This window comes from Acinetobacter sp. YH16040_T (assembly GCF_024605785.1).
GTDB lineage: Bacteria > Pseudomonadota > Gammaproteobacteria > Pseudomonadales > Moraxellaceae > Acinetobacter > Acinetobacter amyesii.
The window spans coordinates 669,392-687,008 of sequence record NZ_CP094541.1 but is presented as its reverse complement, the minus strand read 5'-3'; the positions used below and the strand labels follow the sequence as shown (position 1 = coordinate 687,008).

Here is a 17,617-nt window from a genome sequence, read left to right as displayed (position 1 = left end):
TATAACCCTAATTATGGCTTGCCTTGTTCTGAAATTTTCTTCCAGGCGTTATCTCGTAAATATACGGGCAATGCAAGTTCAGCACTCACCCATGCTTTTCTTTGCGCCGCTTCGCGGGCAATAGTAGCAATATCTTGTGCTGTTGCACTTAAGTCTTTGTATTGTGTTTGTTCTGATTGAATGAGCTCACTACCAGAACCCACGACAGTAAATTTGATCTGTGGTGTGGCATCGGCGTAGCTTAATAATTGTTCTTCATCAACAGCCTGCATAATGCCATTGGCATCGAGTTGATAGCTGGCGATGTACACTTCTTGCATGCGTGCATCAAGGACTGCAGTTACTTCAGTCAAACCATGTACACGATGCGCCGCTTGAGCCAAAGCTTGTAAAGTCGAGACTGGAACAACAGGTACGTCATTGGCCCATGCCAAGGCTTGTGTTACCGCTGCATTAATACGAACACCACTAAATGAGCCAGGCCCACGACTAAAGGCAATCGCAGTTAAATTCGCTAACTCAATAGCAGTTTGATTAAGCCCTTGCTCAATCATTGGGAGAATGGTTTGCGTCTGCGCTTTTGCCCGTAAATCGAGTTGAAAATAAAGCTCTTGAGTTTCATCTACAATCGAGACGGAACACTGCTCATTGGCAGTTTCCAATGCCAGTAATTTCATGCGCAACCTTAATTAAAGTTAATCTTAAAAAACGTTGAATATGATACTCCACTCCATCGCAGTTCGCGAGATTTTCCACCTCAGACACAGCGCTTTCTGTATTTAATCTATAAAAAAGCCTCGACAAACGTCGAGGCTCTTTTGCTTGCCATATATAGCGCTCTAAAGTTCAGCGACTTCGAGTTGAGTAAAATGTTTAAAATGAGCGGCATAGTGCAAGGCACTCATTTTTAGACGTGCTTCCGCTTGTTCATCTAAAGTCTTAACAACTTTACCCGGTGACCCCATCACAACAGAGTTATCCGGAATCACCTTCCCTTCTGGAATTAAAGCATTTGCACCAATGATGCAATTTTTACCAATCACAGCATGATTTAGAACCACGGCATTGATTCCGATCAGACTATTATCACCTACGGTACATCCGTGTAGCATGGCTTGATGCCCAATCGTGACATAATCACCAATGATCATTTCAATGCCCGCATCGGTATGCAGCACCGCATTTTCTTGTACATTGGTAAAATCACCCAGTTTGATACGACTGTTGTCCCCTCGAATGACGGCTCCGAACCAGACACTCACTTCTCGGCCTAATTCAACTTGCCCAATGACCGTTGCATTTTCTGCAACCCAACCATCCCAAGGTTGATGCGTGGCTTTCGGGCTATATCCTTGAAATTTGTACAACATGATCAAACATCCTATTTTGACTTTCTAAAAAAGGTTTAAGGCTCACGGCCCAAATGAAATGAAGGAGAATTTAATAAAAAAGGCCATTCTTTTTGATAATTCAAACCATATTGAAATAAGGAAATCAACATCCGTGCAGTCAAGCCCCATACGATTTCATTTTCAACTCTTAAACTGGGGAAATATAGTGATTGCTGGGCAAAACGAACTTCATACGGCGTTGGTGGCGTTTCTAAAAGCTGTCTTAATGATGCAAAAAAAATACGGTCAATTTCAGTTGGTTGAGGTATCAAATTTACGTCAGGCGGGATCAATCCCACGATCGGTTTAACCAACATCCCATTCCGTGCTTTTTGCATTGGTAAATCACCCAAAAGCTGCACATCAAATGGATTTAGAGCGGTTTCTTCTTGAGCTTCTCTTAAAGCCACCACGATATTACTGGTGTCTTGGGCATCACGTTTGCCACCGGGAAAGGACACTTCACCGGCATGATTATTCATATAGAGCGAGCGGCGGGTCAATAAAATACGTGGATTATCTTCTTGGGTAATCGCAATCAATACAGCAGCATGCGCAGGTTGAATACGCTTAGAAAAACGTAAACTTTGCTGCAATCGCTGAGTCAATAAACCCTCATCCATCCACATTACAACCTTATAATTATCTTGTTTTCATCATAGCTGAATTTCGGCCAAGCTGGTTAGAAATGATGCCAAAGTTTTATTTTTAAGTTATTCTGACGGTTCACACAATCCATGACGATGAATATGAACTTTTGCTCAAACTGCGGACAAAAAACAAAAGAAGCGATCCCGCTTGGAGATCATCAGATACGCCGTATTTGTACCGCATGTGGGTTTATTCATTATGTGAATCCTAAAGTCATTTGTGGTGCTTTAGCCGTTTGGGACAATCAAGTTTTACTTTGCCGTCGTGCGATTGAGCCACGTTATGGGCTATGGACATTACCTGCTGGCTATATGGAACTCTATGAGACAATGGAGCAAGGTGCAGCGCGTGAAACTCGCGAAGAAGCTGAAGCAGAAGTCAATATTGAGCAACTGTATTGCATGTATAACATTCCCCGTATTGGGCAAATTTATGCCTTGTTCAAATCTGAACTAATCAATGGTGAGTTTGGTGCGGGTGATGAAACCATTGAATCTCGATTGTTTAGTGAAGAAGAAATTCCTTGGGATGATTTAGCCTTTCCAAGTGTGGAAAGAACGCTGCGGCATTATTTTGCTGACCGCAAAACAGGTCAATTTGAAATGCATCTCGAAACCCTTGGTACGCGACTCGATCACACAGGTTAATTTGCTGGTCTCTTGATTAAAAAACCCATCATAAGATGGGTTTTTATTTTACTCATATTTAACGATTATTTTGCCTTGATGGTGTAACAAGGGGCTAAATCTAAGGAAATATCACCGCCACTTAACTTCGCCGTTTGAGCAGCTGCAGTATCATTTGGATTTTTTAAGCTATAAATATAACTAAAGCTGGCCAAACTATTCCCCCATTTCACCACTTTATTATCCGAATCTGTCAAAGCAACGCCAGAGGGACGTGTGCCTGCATTGGCATTGATCATATTGTGTAACTGCACTAAAGCACCGCCCACAACCATTGAGGTGTCCGCTGAAGTTTTCACACTTGAGTTCATTCCAATTAACGCACCATCAAGCGTGTGGAAATATGGATCAGCTAAAATCATACGAATCGAAATGGTATTGGGATTAATATTCCCTTCAGGCGTAAAGGTACGGGTTGTCGTTCCGATACGGTATTGCTGTACACCTTTGTCATCTTTCATTAACAGTGGATCGAGCACATCTTTTCCACTACAGCCTTCCGTCGCGTGTGTAGACAAATCGACAATTTGACTATCTTGACGAGTAAATACATCATCTGGCACGCCAGATTTTATATTTGTGCGAATATCACCATTACGGTCAATCACCACACCCAATTTCACTGTTTTGATCGAGGTATCGGTAAATTTAAAGGTTAAATCTGCATATAACGGGAAGATATAATTTTGTCCAGCAGCAACATTTTCAACAGACTTAAAGACTTTTTTGTCTAAATACGACAGCGGATAGAGCTTGTATAAATCCATCGTGCCTTTAAATTGCACTTGGTTAATGTTTTGCTCCCATAGGCCTAATTTTTTCTTATCATCGGCCGTCAGAACATAATCGTCTTTTTTACCCATCAAAGTTTTATATAAACTTCCACCTGTACCGACCACCATTTTGTCGGCAAGTAGCGTCCCTTGTTTAATAATCAGCGGGCCAGAATTGGCTTCTTCCGCATCAAAACGGAAACCCAGTATGCCAGGTTTATCAATTTGCTTTGTAAGCGGATCAATCCAATTGTCCTGCGGCGTTGCTGTTAAACGTGTTGGTCGTACCTGTGTCAAGAGCAAGACATTCACACCACCAATGGTACTCAACTGTTGATCAACTTTGCCCTTCCACTGTAAACCACTACCAAAGGTCATACCTTGGCGGTCCGTCATTAACATGAAATGACCAAATAAATTGACTTTTGAACTATCGGTCGGCAAACATTCATTTTTATCACAGCCCACCAGTCCATTTGAACCACTGGCATTGGTAATCACGCCATCAGTTGAAAATAACGCAAACTCAGGCTGATATACCGCAGCCGTTGAGATATTCATGAGTTTTGAAACTAAGGTAAATGCATTTTCATTGCTGACTTCGGACAGGTCTAGCCAAGGTGTAAACAGGTCATTAAATTCCGTATCTGAACTGATACTGAAATCTGCTGTCGCGACATTTCGAGTGATTTGATCAATCAAAACTTTATCTGCATTGTTGATATAAACCGCTTGGATGTCTGTAGCTGTAACTGCGCTATTATTTTTCAATGCCAAGGCTTGAATGATTTTGGCTAAACGCATGGCCACTTTAACCGTTGCGTCGCTATTTGAAATCGTTGCAGCAGGTTTACCCGCGATGCCGGCAGCCAAATCCAATAAGGTCAAACGTGGGGGTGTCGTGCCACTGGCTACATTTGAAATTTGCTTCAAATCCACTTTACCCAAATCAATTCGACGTGATTTTTCACCTTGGACAAAGAAAGTTACCGTATCGCCAATCTTACAAGCACCTGTCGAAACACCTTCTTTTAGATCAAACAAGGTAATATAGGTATTTTTAACGTCGCTCGAACAATTAAAATTCAGACCTTCAATTGGATAATCTAAAACAAACTCGACACAGCCTTCGGTATTACTTTTACAAGTACCATTAGTCGTACTGGTATCATAAATTTCAGGATTCACATTTGCACTTTCACCGCCACAGCCACTGAGCGCTGCAACCAATGCCGTTAAAGCAAACGGTAATAAAATTTTATTTTTCATCCTAATTCTCTTTCTTATGTCCTTAACGGATTGCTGTTAATTTAAGTTGGCCTTGATTGGTTAATACGCGGCCATCGACGTCTATTGCTGTTGCTAAAGGCGTTAAGAATAAATACTGGCTACCTTTAGGCACTTGAATCACGCCTTCTATTTTTTCATGGTAAAGATGATCCGCTTCACCTTGGTTATTTTTGAATCCACCTGCGCCTTCCATGACACATCCATTTTTGTCTAAAAATACCGCAAATGGCCAATAAAATGTAGGATTTTGTACTTTGGATGCAAATGAATGTATACGAATATTTTGTAATGGTGATTTTAGTTTTACGACTTCGTAGTCAAATTCGTCCGACAATGGTGCTCGAGGCCATAAATTAATATCTTGAGCCAAGTCGAGCTCTTTGGCTTTCTTCATTTTTTTATTCGAAAAACATTGCTGACCTAAACCTTGAATGGTGTCAGCTTGTGAGACTCGATAATACGATGTGGCCAAAGTGATCGGCCCTGTATCTTCGGGTTGATTGCGTTTAAATAAATTATCAATGACGGAGCGACTGACACCTTTTTCACGTTCAATGGTTTGCATCCGCGTTTGCCCCATCTTGCTGTCAATAACGCCTTCGGGCATGGTGTAAAAGCGCTTTTTGCCTTCTAAGTTAAACTCTTTATCTTCAAGATATTCATTATTGACATACTTTTCACCAGCCATGGTCGAAAAGCCTTGCTCTTGTTTTGCCTTAGCCGATTGTTTTGAAGGATGATTTTCTAAGTTTTCACCTGAAGATTGTACGGCTTTATCAGTGCTAACAACTTTCTCAGCAAGGATCTTTTTTTCGACGATAGGTTTATCTTTTTCAGCCTGAACTTTGGCCTGATACGGAGCACTAGGTTGGGTTAGCTCTGATTGCTGTAACTTCTCTGTCCATGTTGTTGAAGGTAAGACTTTTGCTGAAGTATCTGACGCTTGTACTGACTTTTCAGATTTGGGAACTTTATCACCTGAGACGTTTTTAATTTTATCTATTGTGACAGCTTTAATTTCATCCCGTTTTTCCGGCTCACGTACACTTAAACGTTGAGACTTCAGTGATTCAACAGTCTGTGCTGTTGGACTCGTTTGACGTGTCATCGGTGTCTTGGTTTGAGACGGACTAATGCTTACAGATGGTTGAGTAATTTGTTGTACAGGTTGAGAGTCTATCGTTTTAGCAGTTGGACTTTCTTTAGGTTTCTTTGCTGGTTTTTCTTGCACTTGTACCACCATTGGGCGCCCATCTGGCCCAATAATGGTATGAAACGCTCCAGCGTTGGCATACGACACTTGCACCACAGACAGTGCAAGTAACGTTTTCATGAATAAAATCCTTTTCATTCTGTTTGCTTATCCTACCAACGAGTTCTGTAATTTAATCCTAGGATGGTGATTTTCGTATCGGTTTTTACATTCAGTCCAGCATATGGGTTTAAAAGTAAATTATTCACACCGGTTAAGTTTGCAAGACTACTAGTATTCGCTGGAATGTTATCTTTACTGCGTAAAAAGCCGATTGATAAATCTAAATCCGTATCTGCATCAAAACGATATCCAATCCCCATACCAAAGAGCTGCGCACCATTAATCGGGACCATGGTATTTCGCTTACCATCAGGAATAGACGTACTCCTTGGTTCATAGCCTGCACGTAATTTCAAACGATCTGTTGCAGAATATTCAATACCAATACCCCAGTTCCAAGGCGATGTAAATTTCAAAGGTAAGGCCAAAGAATTATCAGTCACATTTTCAGATAATAATTTTGCAATTTTCAGCGCTGAAATTTGACGGTCGAATTCAAAACGGAATTTGTCCCAAGCACGATAATCGGTCCAGCCCACATCAAAATTGATTTGTAAATCAGGCATAACCTTATATTTGATCCCCGCCTGTACATGCTGTGGATATTCAAAATCCATCGAAACCAAACCCGACTCCGAGTTTGGCACAGCATTTGGGAAACCTAAAATTGCAGCTAAAATTTGACCTGTTGGTGATGACATTAATCCCTTAATCATCTCCTGAGGTGCTTTCGCATTTTGTATGCGATAACGACCTTTCATGCGCATTTTCGCTGCACTTTGGTACACCATACCAAAACTAAAATCTTCGCGTGGCTCCCACAAAACCCCTAAGTTGTAACTTGGGCTCAGTGACTGCTCTAAAGCCAATTCCATCTGACCAAATTTGCCAAATGGATTCATCCCTTCTTCGGTATTACACATCCCCAATAGCAAGATGTCGGTAATAATGTCCGAATTTTCCTTAAATGGTGTACAGACGACTTCATCAATCATCCTTAACATGCCGATCAATTCATTGGGAAATCGCAGGTCAGATTTCAATCCAATGGCTTGATAGGACATCCCCACACCACCACCAATCGATAGCTCATCACTGACTTGATAGCCTACTGTTGGCGATAGATAAGTAATACGCTCTAGAGCAACTTGTTGCCCCATGAAATTACCTGGGTTACCATTTTCAGCACCAAAACCCGCAATCAAAGGTGCATAAACAGCTGATGCGAATGTTGCTTTAGAACCCGGTGGATTGTAGGCAATCCCCATCGTTGGCGCGGCAATGGGTTGTCCAGCACCAAAATCCACCATCTTTTTTAAGACAGGTACATATAAGGATGCATATTCAACATCACCAGAAACCTTATCTTTAAAGTCCGTACAAATATCAGCCGTCACTTCAGGACCATCATTACAGACTAATGGATCATCTGAATAACCAAAAACGTTATAACCCGCAGGAACGGTAAATTCACGTTGAATATCAAAGTTTGCAATGATGCCCTGCATATCTGTTTGCAAACCTTCAATCTTAGTTAATGCTGCAGGGTTAAAATGTACTGCACTAATTCCTGGAGGATCCGCAGTTACTGCATTACCTAATGCAAGTGACCGTACATCAACTGAAAGGTTGGTACCCAATTGTGCAAAAGCAGCACTAGAACAGCCCGTTAAAACGATCGCACTAACAAGTGGGCTGAGTCGAATTTTACGCATACGACAGCCCTCTTAACGAAGTTTTTTTCCAAAACCTAGAATATCCAACGGGAAAGACAACCCTAATGACACATCTGGTGCATCTTCAGTTAAACCTAACCCCACCGTACCATTCACAATGGTCTCTGGAGATACACGTACACCTAAAGAAATCGCTAGAGTTGAACTGGTTTGGTCTGCAGGTGAATAGGATTCGCCACTGCTATACGTAAATTCTGCGCCGGTATTGAAACTTTGTTGATATGACATGGTAAGGGAAACATCGTAGTTAAACGAGTATGCAAAACCGAATGCAAAACCGCCACTAATCCCCGGTTCAAACTCTTCAATGACTCGCGAACCACGACGTTGGTTTAAGTCAGTTTCTTTGAAACCATAGTTTGCCGAGACGGATGCAAACAACACAACGGGATCAATATATTTACGTGTGCTGGCACCGATACCTGCAGAATAGTAACCTTTACCTGTTGCTAGATCATTTACAGCATTAATTTCGTATGGACTATCACCAGTTTTCGTGGACAAATTACCAAATAAAATAAGAGGCAAACGACCTTGCTTCAGTGGGAATGGTTCCCAGCGTGCGCCTAAAGAAATATCCCCTAAACCTGCAGTTGAAGTATCTTTTAATAAATCAGTTTTCGCCACTAAAGGCAAAGATGCAGAGAATGTCAAATTATCCATTACACCGTATTGCACGGTAAATGTATTGGTCATCGAATGTGTTGCATTTTCTTGTACACGTAGTTGATAAAGCTGGCCTTGTGCCATTTCCATATCAAGCTGTGTATCACGGTAATAGGTGTAATCTATATCGTAAAAAGATGATATTTCACCTTTTTTAATCAATGAATACTGACGTTCATTCGAGCTAAATACTTCCTGTAAATTCGCTTCTTGGCTCGCATCACCTTCTTGTTGCTGAAGTGCTGTCGATGCTTTTTCATTGGCAGTAGCGACTTCGGATTGTGGCATTTCAGCTTGTACGGGCTCTTCTACAGATTCATACTGTCCAATTTCTGGCTCGGCAGTAGCTTCATGTGTAGTATCAGCTTGGGTTGCCGTAACAGGAGATGCCGACTCTTCAACAACTGTCTCTTGCTCAACCGGATCATACTCTCCTAGACTTGGCTCTTCAGCTGCATATGCAACCCCCATCACCACTTGAATACTCATGGCTAGTAGTGTTTTGTTCATCCATTTACGATTCATGTTCCTTCCCACCGTTTTTATTTTTTTAATCTTGACGCTTTGTTATACGCATTCATCTAATTATTTACTCTTATAGTAAAGCCTTAGAAAGTTGTAATTCGATTTACCATAAGACTCCGACTCTTCATTCATATTTTTATCAAGTCGTATCGTAGATGCTTTGTCTGCAATTTTATCCATGTAAAACTGCGGATATTGAATATCAACCAATGCATAACGGTTCACGGTTGCATCTTCAACATGTCGCAAGTCTGAATCTTGCAAAGCCAATAAATTTTTACGTTGCTCAGGTGCAACATTGATTAAGAATAAAGTATTGTTTTCCCATATTTCTTGGAATCGAACTTCATCGAAACTGATATTGCCCAGTGCTGGATCTGCAACATAAACACGCCCATCTTTATAGGCTTTAAACACCACAAAATGTTTAAAACCAGCATATGAAATGGGAACAATCGCAGGCTGACCTTGCTTAACTAGATCTGAAAACTCCCCTTTGTAGCCCCCACTTTCTAGCCCGACAGCAGCGACAAAACGTTTCATGTCTAATAAGGAGAAACTTCGACGTTCGATAATTTTTTCAGTTTCACCAAATTTCAGCAAACCATTCATGGTCTGTTGCTCAGTCAGCTGTGTACCTACATAACCATTTAATAAAGTAGTTAAGGCCGCCGAACCACAACTGTAGTCGTAGGCTTGCCGAACGATGCCTCGAAATTGATCTTCTATGGCAGGTTTAATTTTTACAGATTCACGGTGCATCCGAGTAAAGGAATCATTTCGTGAATCCAATGTTTCGGTATAGTGAACTGTTCCGACTGGCTTTTCTTTTAAATCGAAGGACTCTTTGGCAAAGTAATACATCAATGCCGAGCCTACAGCTATCTCTAACATATCTTCTAACTTTTAGTTATCGGCAATGATGTGCCTTTTTTCATTATTTTTTAGAGCTAATGCTCTACATCCATGTATTATGCAAGATACCTTTTTTTTTATAAAAAAACAGCATTTTTTTATGCTTTGTTGGGTCATTCCGCACTTTTTTGTAAAAAAAAGCGCGTGATCAACACGCGCCTTATTTTATTCTAAATTACTTACTAGAAATCGTAATCACAGAACCTGGATTATAAACACCTAAACTAGGGCTATAATATGTTTGCAAGCCTTGAACTTCGATATCACCAATTGAACCAGCGTCTTTACTGCCTAAATGAACACCTTTCACATAGTTATCAATTGGACCAGAGTTGCTCACCATTTGAATATATCCTTTTGATGCTCCTTCTGCACCATAAACACTAATATCTTGGTTAATGGTTAAGTCTGTTTTACCCGCATCAGCAACTTTTATGCTTTCAATAAAGATTTCACCAGCAGCACGTGTAGCGTTTTTAGTTGATGCATCCAGAATACCTAGATTTTGAATCTCTAAACCACCAATCATAGTTGTATTCAATTTGATCATTGCACCCTGTGGAGCTGCACCAAGTTGAATATTTGCAGCCATCTGACCTGTTTTCAAAGTTAAACCAGAAAGAATTGCATTGTAGTTGCTATCATCACCACCACGACGAATACCTGTTGTACCAGCCGTACCTGATGCAGTCACACCAATTTCACCAATTTTAATATCTAAGCCCGAAACTTGTGCTGCAATATTAACAAATGCTCCACCTTTTGCAGAATTACCAGCATCTGAGTCAATACGTAAATCAGCCAAATTATGACTTGCTAACAAAGCTTGTGAATTCGCAGTAATTACAAGACCATGCTTTTCATTAGCATCACCGGCTATCCCGTTCCCCTTAATTAAAAGAGCACCTGCTACACCTGTACCACCAACAATATTTGTTGAAGAAACTTCTGCATTTGCAGCAAAACCTGTTGGCGTAGGAGGAGTTGTAGTTGTATCAAAAGTAACTTTTGTACCTGTCACAACGTTTTTTGCATCAGTTGCTAAACCGTCATTATCGTGAATGTAAAGTTTCTCGATTGCAACTTTTGAAATACCAATCCCGATGTTAATACCATCTTGACCAGTGGTTGAACTAAGTGCAGCATCGTCCATTGCTTGCATAGCCATAGCATTCGCACTAAATGCGATTGAAGAAACTAGAGCTAATTTAGTGAAATTTTTCATACGGTACTCTCCCAAGAGTATTTATTTTTTTTTGATTTTCAACCACTCGATTTATTCAGCTGTAATATTATTTTGTGACAACTGTTAAATCTTTCCTTGAGTTGTTTGCTCGCTCGATTAAATTATATCCAAGCTGAAATTTGTTCAACTGTCGTTGGTCGCAATCTAATTCTTACCGATAAACGGTATTTGCAAACCAAATGAATTAGGAATGGTATAAAATCCATTTTATTCTTTAAAGTTAATTTTTCTGTTGATGCAAAAGCCAATTTCTTTTAAAAAATTTATTCTCAAACAAACTGTTAGTGCTCAAAAAATTTTGCAAGCGCTTGCACCCTTGTCACATGTGATTTTTTTAGAAGATCAAAACCAACCTGTTATTTGCTTTTTGGCAAATCAATATCAACAATTGAAGAATGATGAACTTAAAGCTTATGTCCGTACCAATTTAGATCAATATGAGGAATCTGATACTCAGCCCTTGCAAAATATTGCCTTCCAAGATTTATGTTCAAACTTAGGCAGTGGGTTTTCTGGGGGCTGGGCTGGCTTTATTAGCTATGATTATGCAGCGCAGCAACAGATTTCCTTGCACGCCAAAGCGCAACCTCGCTTGTTTTTAGGACAATTTTCCAGTTTTTTAAAATTAGAGAATGATGGTTGGTATTTTTATAGTTCAGATCATTCTGCAGCTAAGATTTACGACTACATTGATCACATAATTCAAACCGAGATCACTCAGAATCAATTTAAATTAAGACAAAAATGTACTGCAAGATGGTCTAAGTCAGACTACACGAAAGCCTTTGATCAAGTGCAGGAATATATTAAAGCGGGTGATTGCTATCAAATTAATTTAACCCAAGAGTTCACAGCTCAAGCAAACGGTTCACTCTTAGATACCGCTCAAGAATTTTGGTCACTGACTGATGCACCATATTCAGGCTACTTACGTATTAATGATTTTGAAATTTTAAGTTGTTCGCCTGAACTTTTTATAGATTTTAAGCCTAAACGCAAGATTATTACTAAACCAATCAAAGGCACGATGCCTCGCTATGAAGATCCAATTTTAGATGAGCAGTCAAAACAACGGTTAAAATCATCTGAAAAAGACATGGCTGAGAATGTCATGATTGTCGATTTACTGCGCAATGATTTGAGTATTTATGCAGAAACAGGTTCTGTAAAAACACCTAAACTTTTTGATATTGAAAGTTTTAACCAAGTGCATCATATGGTCAGTGAAGTTGAGGCAGTGCTGAAAACAGATGTAAACCCTTTTGAAGTTCTGATGTCTGCCCTGCCAGGCGGTTCGATTACCGGCGCACCCAAAATCCGTGCGATGCAAATCATTGAAGAACTTGAAGGTGCTCCTCGCGGCGCCTATTGCGGCTCGATGGGTTATTTTAATCACGATGGCACGGGCTCTTGGAATATTTTAATCCGCTCTATTCAAAAATACCAAGATCAGGTTTCGCTGTGGGCAGGTGGCGGAATCACCATCGCGTCAGATTGCGATGCTGAATATCAAGAATGCTTTGATAAAGTCGAAGCCATGCTGGATTTGTTAAATACGTGGTATACGCCAGATTAAACAAAAAAGCGATTCAATTGAATCGCTTTTTTGATCTATCTATCCCAACTTCCTTTTAAAAAAGGAAGATTAGGGTAGATTTAAATTTATAGTAGCTTGCAGCAATCAAGCCAAAATATCGTTTTTTAGCGTATCCACAAGGCGCTGATTTTGTTCATCTGTACCAATGGTGATACGTAGGAATTGATTAATCCGCGGCTTATTGAAGTAACGCACAATAATCCCGCGTTCGCGCAATTCAGCAGCTAATTCACCCGCGTCTTTCGTTGGCAATGATGCAAAAATAAAGTTTGCCGCAGAGGGTAATACTTTAAAGCCCAGCTCAGAAAGCTGCTCTACAAGTTTTTCACGGCTCACAATCACCTTGGCATTTTGTGCTTCAAAATACGCTTGATCCTCAAATGACGCCACGGCTGCTGCAATCGCAAAACGGTCCATCGGATAGGAGTTAAAGCTGTTTTTTACTGCCTCAAGCGCTGCGATTAAATGCGGCTGCGCAATCGCGAAACCCACACGCAAACCAGCAAGTGAACGCGACTTAGACGTCGTTTGACAAACCACAAGGTTTTCATATTTCGCAACCAAAGCCACAGCAGATTCTGCACCGAAATCGACATACGCTTCATCAATCACAACCACTGAATTCGGATTGGCTTGCAACACTTCCTCAATTGCAGACAAACCTAAAGCAATACTGGTAGGCGCATTCGGATTGGTAATGATGATACCGCCATTCGGCTGTTTATAGTCATCAATAACAATTTCAAAATCATCGTTCAGCGGCATAATTTTAGTATTGGCAGCTATACCAAAAAATTGGCTATATACCGGATAAAAACTGTAGGTAATATCTGGATACAAAACCGGCAGCTCTTGCACAAAAAAGGCTTTAAAAATGTGCGCCAGAACTTCGTCCGAGCCATTGCCGACAAAGACCTGCTCAACAGGTACATGCTGCTGTTTTGCAATCGCTTGCTTTAACTCAGACGCATCTGGATCTGGATATAAACGTAAAACATCAGCAGAATTTGCCAATACTTTTTGAACTGCTTCCACCACTTTTGGCGATGGCGGATACGGATTTTCATTGGTATTGAGTTTTAAAATATTATGAATTTTAGGCTGTTCACCCGGTGTGTACGGTTCTAATTCACGTACATCAGGGCTCCAAAAACGCATTTGTTCAGAGGTAATATTTGGCATTTTATTTTGCTCTTTTTCACCCTCTCCTAACCTCTCTTGCACTTCGCTTTAAAGGAATCCTTAAAGCTCGTTCAGGGAGAGGAATATTCATTTTATGAGATTTCCCCTCTCCTTTCAGGAGAGGGTTAGGGAGAGGTTTATAGTTTTGGAAAACTAAGTTTTTCACCTAGTCTATATTTTATTACTGATAACGATAGCGTGCTGAACGCGCATGTGCATCTAAATTTTCCTGCTGCGCTAATGTATCAGCCGTTTTCGCTAAAGTTTTCACGCCAGCTTCAGAACACATGATTAAACTTGAGCGCTTTTGGAAATCATATACACCAAGCGGTGATGAAAAACGCGCTGTGCCCGAAGTAGGCAACACGTGGTTTGGACCTGCACAGTAATCACCAATCGCTTCAGGCGTATATCGACCCATAAAAATTGCACCGGCATGGCGGATATCTTCAGCCATTTCCTGCGCTTGATCTAAGCACAGCATCAAATGTTCAGGCGCAACCTGGTTAATCAATTCAGCGCCTTCAGCACGGTCTTTGACTAAAACTAATGCACCACGGTTTTCAATTGAAGTGCGCGCGATATCTGCTTTAGGCAAAGCTTCTAAATGCTTTTCAATCCATTGCTCTACTTGATCTAAAAGATCCGCATCTGGCGTAATGAACACCGCTTGAGCCACAGTGTCATGTTCCGCTTGAGACAACAAATCCATCGCCAGCCATTCAGCGTTATTTTGACCTTCTGCATAGACCAAAATTTCGGATGGCCCTGCAATCATATCAATGCCAACTTGACCAAATACTGCACGTTTTGCTGCCGCAACAAAACGGTTGCCCGGGCCAGTGATTTTATCCACAGATGGGATGGTTTCTGTGCCGTAAGCCAATGCTGCAACCGCTTGCGCGCCGCCAATGGTAAATACACGGTGTACGCCGGCTAAATAAGCTGCCGCCAAAACCAATGGATTCAAATCACCGTTCGGCGCAGGCACCACCATAATAATTTCAGGCACGCCAGCAACATGCGCAGGTACAGCATTCATCAATACAGAAGACGGATAAGAAGCTAAACCGCCCGGCACATAGATACCTACACGGTCCAGCGGTGTGACTTTTTGACCAAGGGTATTTCCTAAAGCATCGACATAAGTCCAGCCGTCTTGCTTTTGTGCTTGGTGAAATTCACGAACACGGTTCGCAGCAAGTTCTAAGGCTTCACGCACTTCTGAACTTAAACCATCAAATGCTGCTTTCAGCTGTTCTTGTGTCAGCTCTAATTCTGAGAATTGATGCGCTGGATGTCGATCGAACTGCTGTGTCAATTTAAGAACATGAGCATCACCATGCTGACGAACATCAGCAATGATTTGGTCAACGGTTTTTAAAAGTTCTGGATCATTCACAGTTTCAAAAGCCAACAAGTCAGCAAAAGCTTGCTTGAAGTTTTGATCTTGAGTCGATAAACGTCGCATCAATTTACCCACAAGGTAATCTATTGGAAAAGATTAGTTTACCTGTTTTAGCGCAGCTTGTGGATATCTATCGCATGTGTTCATGTGGAGTTTTATTGAAAATAACTTTCGTTAAAATTGGTGAAAATACAGTTTTATCATTATTTTTCAGTTTTCATAAAAAAACCGCCCAGATTTGAGCGGTCTGATCAGCATAGCGCTAAGAATTTAACGACTTATGCTTTTTTTGTTTGCTCACGTTCTTCCACGGCTTTTTCTAGCTGCGCAAGAATCGGGTTCAACAAAGTTTGTTTACGTTTAAAGCTTGCCTTGTTCACGATTAAACGTGAAGACACTTTACAGATTTCTTCCAAAGGCTCTAAACCATTGGCACGTAAAGTATTCCCGGTATCCACAACATCGACGATGTAATCACCTAAACCAACCAATGGTGCAAGTTCCATAGAACCATACAGTTTGATCACATCAACTTGCTCGCCTAAGCTTGCATAATATTGACGGGTCAAATTCACGTACTTGGTTGCAATCTTTAAACGACCTTTCGGACGAACCATGCCGACTTTACCAGCCGTCATTAACTTACAGTTGGCAATTTTTAAGTCCAATGGTTCATACACATTTTGTGCACCATGCTCCATCAGTACATCTTTACCTGCCACCCCAATATCTGCAGCACCATTTTCAACATAAGTTGGTACATCAGAAGCACGTAAAATTAAAATACGTACGTGCTTATGGGTCGTTGGAAAAATTAACTTACGAGATTTATCCGGATCTTCCAATAAGTTAATGCCAGCTGTTTCCAACAATGGCAAAGTTTCTTTTAAGATACGTCCCTTACTTAATGCTAAAGTTAAACCATGATCAAAATTGCCCATTACGTCAAAATTGGGATCATCGTTTCTCATATCGCTCATTAACTTACTCGCTTAATTTGGGCACCTAAACCTTGTAACTTCGCTTCAACATCTTCATAACCACGGTCAATATGATAGATACGGTCAATCAACGTTTCCCCATCAGCGGCAAGTGCTGCTAAAACCAATGAGAAAGAAGCTCGTAAATCAGTTGCCATCACGGGTGCAGCAGATAATTTCTCTACACCTGTAACAACAGCATCATTACCTTCAACCTGAATATTGGCACCCATACGTGCTAATTCAGGTACATGCATGAAACGGTTTTCGAAAATCGTTTCAGAAATTGTGGCAAAACCACGACCAATTGCATTCACAGCCATAAGCTGTGCTTGCATATCGGTTGGAAATTCTGGGTGTGGTAAAGTCTGGAAACTAACTGCTTTCGGGCGTTTACCCATCATATCCAGTTCAATCCAATCTTCACCGCGCGTAACTTCCGCGCCCATTTCTTCAAATTTATCTAGCACAGACTCCAACAAGTTTGGATCAGTATGTGTGGTTTTGATTTTACCGCCAGTGATCGCTGCTGCAGCGAGATAAGAACCTGTCTCAATACGATCAGCAACAACGGCATATTCACAGCCATGTAGGCTTTCAACACCTGTAACAACCAAAGTATCTGTGTCCAAACCTTCGATTTTTGCACCCATCTTGATCAACATATTAGCAAGATCGGTAATTTCAGGTTCACGAGCCGCGTTACGAATGGTCGTTACACCGTCTGCAAGAACCGCAGCAGTTAGAATATTTTCAGTACCACCAACTGTGACCATATCAAAGACAACTTCGCCACCTTTTAGACGACCATCCACTTTGGCATGCACATAACCTGCTTCAACTTCGATCTCAGCACCAAGTGCTTCTAAAGCTTTTAAATGTTGATCTACAGGGCGTGAACCAATTGCACATCCACCCGGCAAAGACACTTTTGCACTACCATAGCGCGCCAATAACGGGCCAAGCACCAAAATAGATGCACGCATGGTTTTCACGAGTTCATATGGTGCAAATTGGTTATCTAAGCTAGAAGTATCAGCCTTAACCGTATCACCTTCATAACTGATTTGAACACCTAAACCTGCGATCAATTTCACTAAGGTGTTCACATCTTTTAGATTTGGCACATTAGTTAATGTAATAGGTGTATCCGCAAGGATAGTTGCAGCGAGTAATGGCAATGCAGCATTTTTCGCACCAGAAATACGAACTTCACCTTCGAGCTTAGTACCGCCCTGAATCAGAAATTTATCCAT

15 protein-coding genes are annotated in these 17,617 nt (G+C 41.0%); 2 read left to right on the top strand and 13 right to left on the bottom strand.

Features of this window, described 5'->3' with window-relative positions:
- Window positions 1–11 precede the first annotated feature (11 nt).
- The 3 genes from tsaB to MST16_RS03250 form a co-directional block, all read right to left on the bottom strand.
- Window positions 12–677: a tRNA (adenosine(37)-N6)-threonylcarbamoyltransferase complex dimerization subunit type 1 TsaB gene (gene tsaB / locus MST16_RS03260; RefSeq protein ID WP_180009923.1), complete on the bottom strand. Its 666-nt coding sequence runs from the start codon at window positions 675–677 to the stop codon at window positions 12–14.
- 162 nt (window positions 678–839) lie between these two features.
- Window positions 840–1,370, bottom strand: a complete 531-nt coding sequence (locus tag MST16_RS03255; protein WP_180009924.1) for a gamma carbonic anhydrase family protein — start codon at window positions 1,368–1,370, stop codon at window positions 840–842.
- 35 nt (window positions 1,371–1,405) lie between these two features.
- A complete protein-coding gene (locus MST16_RS03250; RefSeq protein WP_078191182.1) occupies window positions 1,406–2,014 on the bottom strand; it encodes a CoA pyrophosphatase in 609 nt (202 codons plus the stop codon).
- Window positions 2,015–2,140: 126 nt separating this feature from the next.
- Here MST16_RS03250 and MST16_RS03245 point away from each other — a divergent pair, with 126 nt between their 5' ends.
- On the top strand, window positions 2,141–2,689 hold the full coding sequence (locus MST16_RS03245) for an NUDIX hydrolase (RefSeq protein ID WP_180009934.1): 549 nt from the start codon (window positions 2,141–2,143) through the stop codon (window positions 2,687–2,689).
- Window positions 2,690–2,754: 65 nt separating this feature from the next.
- Here MST16_RS03245 and MST16_RS03240 read toward each other — a convergent pair whose 3' ends face one another.
- The 6 genes from MST16_RS03240 to MST16_RS03215 all read right to left on the bottom strand — a co-directional run bounded on the left by MST16_RS03240 (window position 2,755) and on the right by MST16_RS03215 (window position 11,173).
- Window positions 2,755–4,770 (bottom strand): hypothetical protein, encoded by a 2,016-nt coding sequence (locus tag MST16_RS03240; protein WP_180009925.1) that lies wholly within the window; start codon window positions 4,768–4,770, stop codon window positions 2,755–2,757.
- Window positions 4,771–4,792: 22 nt separating this feature from the next.
- Window positions 4,793–6,124, bottom strand: a complete 1,332-nt coding sequence (gene filE / locus MST16_RS03235) for a putative pilus assembly protein FilE (RefSeq protein ID WP_257222579.1) — start codon at window positions 6,122–6,124, stop codon at window positions 4,793–4,795.
- Between the two features lie 32 nt (window positions 6,125–6,156).
- A complete protein-coding gene (locus tag MST16_RS03230) occupies window positions 6,157–7,821 on the bottom strand; it encodes an OmpP1/FadL family transporter (RefSeq protein ID WP_180005461.1) in 1,665 nt (554 codons plus the stop codon).
- 12 nt (window positions 7,822–7,833) lie between these two features.
- Window positions 7,834–9,033: a hypothetical protein gene (locus MST16_RS03225; protein ID WP_180009927.1), complete on the bottom strand. Its 1,200-nt coding sequence runs from the start codon at window positions 9,031–9,033 to the stop codon at window positions 7,834–7,836.
- 60 nt (window positions 9,034–9,093) lie between these two features.
- Window positions 9,094–9,927, bottom strand: a complete 834-nt coding sequence (locus MST16_RS03220; RefSeq protein WP_180009928.1) for a C39 family peptidase — start codon at window positions 9,925–9,927, stop codon at window positions 9,094–9,096.
- A gap of 196 nt (window positions 9,928–10,123) precedes the next feature.
- On the bottom strand, window positions 10,124–11,173 hold the full coding sequence (locus MST16_RS03215; RefSeq protein WP_180009929.1) for a DUF6160 family protein: 1,050 nt from the start codon (window positions 11,171–11,173) through the stop codon (window positions 10,124–10,126).
- Between the two features lie 256 nt (window positions 11,174–11,429).
- Here MST16_RS03215 and MST16_RS03210 point away from each other — a divergent pair, with 256 nt between their 5' ends.
- Window positions 11,430–12,770, top strand: coding sequence for an anthranilate synthase component I family protein (locus MST16_RS03210; RefSeq protein WP_180009930.1), 1,341 nt, complete (start codon window positions 11,430–11,432; stop codon window positions 12,768–12,770).
- Between the two features lie 105 nt (window positions 12,771–12,875).
- Here MST16_RS03210 and hisC read toward each other — a convergent pair whose 3' ends face one another.
- The 4 genes from hisC to murA form a co-directional block, all read right to left on the bottom strand.
- Window positions 12,876–13,973: a histidinol-phosphate transaminase gene (hisC, locus tag MST16_RS03205; protein WP_180009931.1), complete on the bottom strand. Its 1,098-nt coding sequence runs from the start codon at window positions 13,971–13,973 to the stop codon at window positions 12,876–12,878.
- A gap of 181 nt (window positions 13,974–14,154) precedes the next feature.
- Window positions 14,155–15,456: a histidinol dehydrogenase gene (gene hisD / locus MST16_RS03200; protein WP_180009932.1), complete on the bottom strand. Its 1,302-nt coding sequence runs from the start codon at window positions 15,454–15,456 to the stop codon at window positions 14,155–14,157.
- Between the two features lie 203 nt (window positions 15,457–15,659).
- Complete coding sequence (gene hisG, locus MST16_RS03195) at window positions 15,660–16,361, bottom strand: ATP phosphoribosyltransferase (RefSeq protein WP_168378495.1); 702 nt, start codon at window positions 16,359–16,361, stop codon at window positions 15,660–15,662.
- On the bottom strand, window positions 16,361–17,617 hold the full coding sequence (murA, locus tag MST16_RS03190; protein WP_078191193.1) for a UDP-N-acetylglucosamine 1-carboxyvinyltransferase: 1,257 nt from the start codon (window positions 17,615–17,617) through the stop codon (window positions 16,361–16,363). Before murA ends, hisG begins: the two co-directional genes overlap by 1 nt.

Excerpts from the sequence above, each read along its gene's own strand:
- MST16_RS03245 (WP_180009934.1), top strand. The coding sequence starts at position 2,141 with ATGAACTTTTGCTCAAACTGCGGACAAAAAACAAAAGAAGCGATCCCG.
- murA (WP_078191193.1), bottom strand. The coding sequence starts at position 17,617 with ATGGATAAATTTCTGATTCAGGGCGGTACTAAGCTCGAAGGTGAAGTT.
- filE (WP_257222579.1), bottom strand. The coding sequence starts at position 6,124 with ATGAAAACGTTACTTGCACTGTCTGTGGTGCAAGTGTCGTATGCCAAC.
- MST16_RS03255 (WP_180009924.1), bottom strand. The coding sequence starts at position 1,370 with ATGTTGTACAAATTTCAAGGATATAGCCCGAAAGCCACGCATCAACCT.
- MST16_RS03210 (WP_180009930.1), top strand. The coding sequence starts at position 11,430 with ATGCAAAAGCCAATTTCTTTTAAAAAATTTATTCTCAAACAAACTGTT.
- MST16_RS03220 (WP_180009928.1), bottom strand. The coding sequence starts at position 9,927 with ATGTTAGAGATAGCTGTAGGCTCGGCATTGATGTATTACTTTGCCAAA.
- MST16_RS03240 (WP_180009925.1), bottom strand. The coding sequence starts at position 4,770 with ATGAAAAATAAAATTTTATTACCGTTTGCTTTAACGGCATTGGTTGCA.
- MST16_RS03250 (WP_078191182.1), bottom strand. The coding sequence starts at position 2,014 with ATGGATGAGGGTTTATTGACTCAGCGATTGCAGCAAAGTTTACGTTTT.
- hisG (WP_168378495.1), bottom strand. The coding sequence starts at position 16,361 with ATGAGCGATATGAGAAACGATGATCCCAATTTTGACGTAATGGGCAAT.
- MST16_RS03215 (WP_180009929.1), bottom strand. The coding sequence starts at position 11,173 with ATGAAAAATTTCACTAAATTAGCTCTAGTTTCTTCAATCGCATTTAGT.
- tsaB (WP_180009923.1), bottom strand. The coding sequence starts at position 677 with ATGAAATTACTGGCATTGGAAACTGCCAATGAGCAGTGTTCCGTCTCG.
- hisC (WP_180009931.1), bottom strand. The coding sequence starts at position 13,973 with ATGCCAAATATTACCTCTGAACAAATGCGTTTTTGGAGCCCTGATGTA.
- MST16_RS03230 (WP_180005461.1), bottom strand. The coding sequence starts at position 7,821 with ATGCGTAAAATTCGACTCAGCCCACTTGTTAGTGCGATCGTTTTAACG.
- MST16_RS03225 (WP_180009927.1), bottom strand. The coding sequence starts at position 9,033 with ATGAATCGTAAATGGATGAACAAAACACTACTAGCCATGAGTATTCAA.